A 6,258-nucleotide genomic window follows, 5' to 3' on the forward strand; every position below is an offset into this window, starting at 1 on the left:
GGAGAACCTGACCTTGCCGTCAAAAGCCTATCCCCCGTGCACGTCGTCCGCACGGTGAGGATTCAGGAGGTAGGGATTCAGGAATACGTCGACCGCACACCGCCCCGCCGCACGATGTGGGCGGGCCTCAGAACACCTCGGTCATCCCCGCCACTCCGCCGATGAACGCGCTGAGCAGCATCAAGGCGCCCAGCGCACCGAGCAGCACCAGCAGCCCGCGCGGTACTCGACGCTCACCGCCCTTTCCGCAGACGACCAGAATCCCCAGCAGCAGCACCATCAGGCCGAGCAGGGAAATCGCCAGCCACCCGAACGAGGACGCGGTGCCCGTCTGCTCGTATCCGCCGGAGGCCACCCGCTGCAACGCGACCGTGTCACCGACGGGGAGGTTCTTGCCGATCGAGGCGTTCGGGTCGACGACGGTGCCGTCGGAGGAGCGGAAGATGCCACTGCAGTGCGGATACCGGTGGCCCCCGACGTGTTCCCAGGCGCACGCTTCGACCCGGAGATGCCCCGGGGTGCCGGCCAGGCCCGTGGCGTAGGCGAAATGCGTTCCGGCGAACCAGGTCAGCCCGATGCCCGCGGCCACGAGAACGACGACCATGACCGCCGGACGGCCTGCCCGAACTCTTTCCCTGCGCCGACCCCAGCCGTTCATCCGCTCTCCCCCAGAGTGTCCGCCCGAAACAACGCCGTCGCCCCGGTCGTCCCGGCCGTCCCAAGCTACGCCTGGGCCACGACGTCGCCGCCGGGAGTGGCGCTCGGGAGCAGGCGGTCGTGGTCGGCGAGGTCGCGCGTACCGGCGATGGCGGCGTCCGTCGGGTCGGCCGACCGCATCAAGGGTGCGTCGGCGCACCGGTGTTCATCCCCTCCCCCGACCTTCGACCGCATCCGCACCGCGCTGCGCGCCCTGCCCGCCGTTGCCCCGGAGACCGCGACAGCCCATGAGTCGACCGAACCGCTTCCTCCGACACCCGAACCGAAGCGCCGCTTGTGGCAGCGCCGCGGCTGATGCACGGAGGATGCGGTGGGCGGGCCTGCCCGCCCGCGGCTCGGGGCGGGGGAAGCACCTGCCGGTCGGGCACCTCGCCCTGGTCCTCGCCGAACGCTTCGACGCGCCGATCGACTTCGGCGGCCTGCTCGGCCACCGCGTCTCCCTCCACGAGCGGGGTTTCGCATGATCAGGTGACAACGCGTCGGTGGCTGGTGTCTCACTTCCGGTAGCCGAGGATCGTCATCATGCCGGACTCCGAGTGGTACTGGTTGTGGCAGTGGAGCATCCACAGGCCCGGGTTGTCGGCGTAGAAGTCGACGACGAGTTTGTGGTGCGGCACCACGTGGGCGGTGTCCTTGCGGGCGCCGATCACGCCGAAGCCGGTGAGGGCGAAGGTGTGGCCGTGCAGGTGCATGGGGTGCCACATGTCGGTGGCGTTGATGAGGGTCAGGCGGATCCGTTCGCCGTAGCTGACCGGGTGGCGTTGCTCGACGGAGTACGGCCGGTGGTCGAAGGCCCAGTCGAACTTCTTCATCCCGCCGGTCAGCCTGATGCGCAGCTCGCGGTCCGGTTCGTCGTCGGTGAGGGCCACCGAGTCGTCCGGCACAAGGCGTCTGGCCGGGACGAGCTTGCCGTCGAGTTCGTCCGGGTGCACGGAGGGGCGGGGAATGTCCCCGCTGCCGGTGCGCAGGACGGCCAGGGCCCTGGCGTTCTTGCCCTCGGCGAGCGCGACCAGCGGGAACACCCCGTCCTTGGCGGTGATCAGCACGTCGTAGCGTTCGGCCATGCCGAGCAGCAGCGCGTCCGTCTGCGTGTGCTCGACGGGGTAGCCGTCCGTGTGCGTGATCGTCATCTCGTGGCCGCCCAGCGCCACCCGGAAGGCCGTTTCGGCGCCGGCGTTGATGATCCGCAGCCGGATGCGGTCCCCCTTGCGGGCCCGGAAGACCGAAGGAGCCTTCGGGAGACGGCCGTTGACCAGGTAGAACGGGTAGTCGACGCTGCCTCCCTCGCTGTGCAGGATGCGGCTGTGGGAGTTCCGCAGGACGCGGGAGGGGCCGTGGGGCTTCTCGTGGGCGGCCTTGTCATGGGCCTTGCCCCCGGGTTCGTCGTCCTCACCCATGCCCATGCCCGTCGCCATGCCCTTGCCGTCGAGCAGCTGTGCGAGCACCCCGTCGGGGGTGGAGCCGGCCACGCCGTCCACCCAGTCGTCCAGGATGACGACCCACTCCTTGTCGTAGGACAACGGCTCCCTGGGGTCCTCGACGATCAGCGGGGCGTACAGGCCGCGGTCGAGCTGCAGCCCCGAGTGCGAGTGCAGCCAGTACGTGCCCGGGTGGTCCACGGCGAAGCGGTAGTTGAAGTCGTCGCCGGGCCTGATGGGGTGCTGGGTCAGGCCGGGCACTCCGTCCATGTCGCAGCGCATGCGGATACCGTGCGAGTGCAGCGTCGTGGACACGGGCAGATGGTTGGCCAGGTTGAGATCGAGGATGTCGCCCGACTTGATCCGCACCTCCCTGCCGGGCAGCGAGTCGCCGTACGCCCATGACCTGACGGTCCGTCCACCCAGGTCGAGGGTCGTCTCGGCGGCCGTGAGCTTGAACGAGCGAACGGGGCCGGACCCGCGTTTCCTCTCGACGGCGAGGACCTCGGGATCGGACGGGTTCACGTATCCCTTGGGTCCCCTGGGGATGAAGGGTCTGCCGCCGTGGCCGCTCCCCTGGTGCTCGCCGGGGCCGGGGTGCGAGCCGGGTCCGGAGGGAGAGTCGGACCCGGAGCAGCCGGCCAGGAGTCCCGAGCCGGCGGCCGCGATCGAGGCACCGAGCACGGTGCGCCGCGTAGGTGAGTGCATGAATGAATAACACACGTTTTACGCTGATATGTCCTCGAACCCGGCACGGTGTGTCCCCCATCGGAGCAGACCCCGTCACCCCGAAACGGAGGCTAAGGTTAGGCTTGCCTTATCCATTGATCGGAGTATTCGTGCGCACCTTGGGGTCGAAGGCCGTCCTGGCCGTTGCCGTCGTCGGCGGTCTGCTGGCCGGATGTTCGTCCGGGAGCGGGGACGGGGACAACGGCTCCTCGCAGAGCAAGAACACCTCGAGCGGCGACCGCAATCTCGTGAGCGGGGCCTCCGAGGGCCCCTCCGTCGCCCCAAGCGCCGTCGCCGCCGGGATGGGCGCGGGCAGCGCCAAGGACGGCCAATTCCCACGGACCGTCGGGCACTTCGAGGGCAAGTCGGAGATCAGGAGCGCGCCCAAGAAGATCGCCGCGCTCAGCACCGGCCAGCTGGACGACCTGCTGACCCTGGGCATCGTGCCCACCGTGACGACCCGCGCGGACAACGCCGGGCTGGTACCGGGCTATCTGAACGACGCCTTCCCCGCGTACAAGAAGCAGTTGTCGGCCATGACCGACGCGGGCACCCGCACCGCGCCCAACCTGGAGACGCTCGCCGCCGCCAAGCCCGACCTGATCCTGATCAACGACTCGCTCGGCGACCTGTACCCGAAGCTGTCGAAGATCGCGCCCACCGTCGTGACGGCCGGCAACGGCATCAACTGGAAGCGGGATCTGCTCCTCGTCGGTGACGCGGTCGGCAAGGGCGACAAGGCGCGGGAACTGCTCGACGGCATCGTCAGCGACGCCGCCACGCGGGGCAAGCGGCTCGGCGATCCCGCCGTGTCCATGGTGCGGTTCACGCCGGACCGGACGCGGATGTTCGGCGTGTCGTCGTTCACCGGCTCCATCGCCGTCGACATGGGGCTCTCCCGGCCCAAGTCGCAGCAGTTCAAGGCGATTTCGCAGGACATCGGGGCGGAGAGCATCGATGTCGCGGACGGGGACTGGATCTTCTACTCCGTGCAGGGCGACGCCTCCAAGACCGACGCGGGCAGCGTGCTCGCCGGGCCCCTGTGGAAGTCGATGAAGGCGGTCAAGGCCGGGCACGCGGTGAAGGTCGACGACGACCCCTGGTACCTCAACGCCGGCCCCACCGCCGCCCGGCTCGTCGTACGACAGCTCGCGGACACCCTCGGCAAGTGACCGGTTCCACGTCCGTCGCCCGCCGCACGTCCGCCCCGGCGGGCGTGCGGCGTGCTACCTGGCTGGGTGTGGCCCTCCTCCTCGCCGTCACCGCCGCCGCCCTCAGCCTCGCCGTCGGCACCCGCCCCGTCCCGCTGTCCGCCGTCCTCGACGCGCTGGTGCACGGCGGGAGTTCACCGGACGCGCTGGTCGTACGGTCGCTGCGGGTGCCGCGGACCGCGATCGGACTGACCGCCGGTGCCGCCCTCGGACTCGCGGGGGCGGCGCTCCAGGCGGTCACCCGCAACCCGCTCGCCGACCCCGGCATCCTCGGGCTCAGTCAGGGGGCGGCGGCCGGTGTCGTGTTCGCCATCGCGCTCGGCTGGGCGAACGGCTTCGACGGGTACGTCTGGTACGCCTTCACCGGCGCGGTCCTCGCCGCCTGCGTCGTGTACGCCATCGCCTCGCGCGGACGCGGCGGCGCCTCCCCGGTGAAACTGGCGCTCGCCGGCACCGCCCTGTCGGCGATGACGGCGGGAGCCACGACCGTGGTCCTCACATCGAGTTCGGCCACGCTGGACCAGTTCCGGTTCTGGCAGGTGGGCGCGCTCAGCGGGCGCGACGCGGCAACGGTGGGGCGCATGCTGCCCTTCCTCGCCGCCGGTGCGCTGCTCGTGCTGGCCTGCGCCCGCGGCCTGGACGCGCTCGCGCTCGGCGACGACACCGCACGGGCGCTCGGCCACCGCGTCACGCTCGTACGGGGCTGTGCGGCGCTCGGCGCGACCGTGCTCACCGCGGCCGCGGTCGCCGCCGCGGGCCCCATCGCCTTCATCGGCCTCGCCGTCCCCCACCTCGCCCGCCGACTGGTCCATGGCGGCCACCGCTGGACCCTTCCCCTCTCCGCGCTCCTCGGCGCCGCCCTGCTGCTCGCCGCGGACGTGGCGGGCCGGGTGGTACGCGCCCCGGCGGAAGTGCCGGCCGGAGTGATGACCGCGCTGGTCGGCGTGCCGGTCCTGGTCGTACTCGTACGACGCAAGGGCATGGCCTCGTGACCACAGCCCCCACGACGCCCGCCGAGCCCACCGCGAGCCGCACCGCGTACCCGCACTCGGCCGGGCTCTCCGTGCTCCGCCACCGGCGCCTCTCCCTCCTCATGCACCGGCGCGCCGCCGTCGTCGTCACCGTCCTCCTCCTGCTCCTCGCGGGCGTGATGCTGCTCGCGGCGTGCGTCGGGCAGACGTACGTCCCGCCGGGCGAGGTCTGGCGGGTGCTGCGTGGCCACGGCGGCCCCTACGACCTGGTCGTCGGCGAACTGCGGGTCCCGCGGATCGTGCTCGGCGCGCTGGTCGGGGCGGCGCTCGGGCTCTCCGGGGCGCTCGTACAGACCGTGACGCGCAACCCGCTGGCCAGCCCGGACGTCATCGGTGTCGGGCACGGTGCCGCCGCCGCGACCGTACTGGCGCTGGCCACCGGAACCGTCGCCTCCCCCGGCGCGCTGCCGGCCGTCGCCGTCACCGGCGGTCTCGCGGCCGCCGCCCTGGTGTACGTACTGGCCTGGCGGCACGGAATGCAGCCGAGCCGGTTCGTCCTGACGGGGGTGGGCATCGGTGTCGCCCTCTCCGCCGTCGTCCAGCTCTACCTCACCGACAGCGAACTGGCCGCCGCCGAGCAGGTCAAGCAGTGGCTGACGGGCAGTCTGAACGGGCGCGGCTGGGAGCAGGCGGGCCCCCTGGCCTGGGTCCTCCTCCTCGCGCTGCCCGCCCTGGTGTGGGCGAGTCGCGCGCTGCGCCCGCTCGGCCTGGACGCCGACACGGCCGCCGCGCTCGGCGTCCGCGTGCAGCGCACCCAGCTCGGCCTGACCGTGCTCGGGGTGGTGCTCGCCGCGGTCGCGACCGGTGCGGCCGGCCCGGTCGGCTTCGTCGCCCTCACGGGCCCCCAACTGGCCCGCCGCCTCACGCGCACCCCGCAACTCCCCCTCGCTGCCTCCGCCCTGACGGGCGCGCTGATCGTGGTCGGCGCCGACCTGGTGGCCCGCACGCTGGTGCCGCCGCTGGAGATCCCGGTCGGGGCGCTCACGTCCCTGGTGGGCGGTCCCTATCTGCTCTGGCTGTTGGGCAGGTCGGGCCGCCGCTGACGGGATCGCTGTACGTACGGTGGAAACACCAAGGGCGCCGGGCCGGCGGGCGGCCGCCCGGCGGCCCCCCCGTTGCCCCCCCAAGGGGGCGGGGGGGGTCGCGCGGCCG

The 6,258-nt window shown here is 72.1% G+C and carries 6 protein-coding genes; 4 read left to right on the forward strand and 2 right to left on the reverse strand.

Annotated elements, in window-relative coordinates:
* Positions 1 to 127: 127 nt before the first annotated feature.
* The gene (locus KVT44_RS21575; protein WP_217568187.1) at positions 128 to 658 is read right to left on the reverse strand and encodes a hypothetical protein; all 531 of its coding nucleotides are present in this window, start codon (positions 656 to 658) and stop codon (positions 128 to 130) included.
* Positions 659 to 1,022: 364 nt separating this feature from the next.
* Here KVT44_RS21575 and KVT44_RS21580 point away from each other — a divergent pair, with 364 nt between their 5' ends.
* Positions 1,023 to 1,181 carry a DUF6368 family protein gene (locus tag KVT44_RS21580; protein ID WP_180292889.1) on the forward strand — a complete coding sequence of 53 codons (159 nt, stop codon included), beginning with the start codon at positions 1,023 to 1,025 and terminating at the stop codon, positions 1,179 to 1,181.
* A 30-nt stretch (positions 1,182 to 1,211) separates the two neighbouring features.
* Here KVT44_RS21580 and KVT44_RS21585 read toward each other — a convergent pair whose 3' ends face one another.
* On the reverse strand, positions 1,212 to 2,843 hold the full coding sequence (locus tag KVT44_RS21585) for a multicopper oxidase family protein (protein WP_099920937.1): 1,632 nt from the start codon (positions 2,841 to 2,843) through the stop codon (positions 1,212 to 1,214).
* 131 nt (positions 2,844 to 2,974) lie between these two features.
* On the opposite strand from KVT44_RS21585, the gene KVT44_RS21590 reads away from it, so the two are divergent.
* The 3 genes from KVT44_RS21590 to KVT44_RS21600 all read left to right on the forward strand — a co-directional run bounded on the left by KVT44_RS21590 (position 2,975) and on the right by KVT44_RS21600 (position 6,149).
* Entirely contained in the window at positions 2,975 to 4,036 is a 1,062-nt protein-coding gene (locus KVT44_RS21590) for an iron-siderophore ABC transporter substrate-binding protein (protein WP_308314063.1), read from the forward strand.
* A 44-nt stretch (positions 4,037 to 4,080) separates the two neighbouring features.
* Positions 4,081 to 5,067 (forward strand): iron ABC transporter permease, encoded by a 987-nt coding sequence (locus tag KVT44_RS21595; protein WP_229889306.1) that lies wholly within the window; start codon positions 4,081 to 4,083, stop codon positions 5,065 to 5,067.
* 101 nt (positions 5,068 to 5,168) lie between these two features.
* Positions 5,169 to 6,149 (forward strand): iron chelate uptake ABC transporter family permease subunit, encoded by a 981-nt coding sequence (locus tag KVT44_RS21600; protein WP_217568205.1) that lies wholly within the window; start codon positions 5,169 to 5,171, stop codon positions 6,147 to 6,149.
* Positions 6,150 to 6,258 lie beyond the last annotated feature (109 nt).

It is taken from the genome of Streptomyces sp. GbtcB7, assembly GCF_019091445.1.
In the GTDB taxonomy this organism is placed as follows: Bacteria; Actinomycetota; Actinomycetes; order Streptomycetales; family Streptomycetaceae; genus Streptomyces; species Streptomyces mirabilis.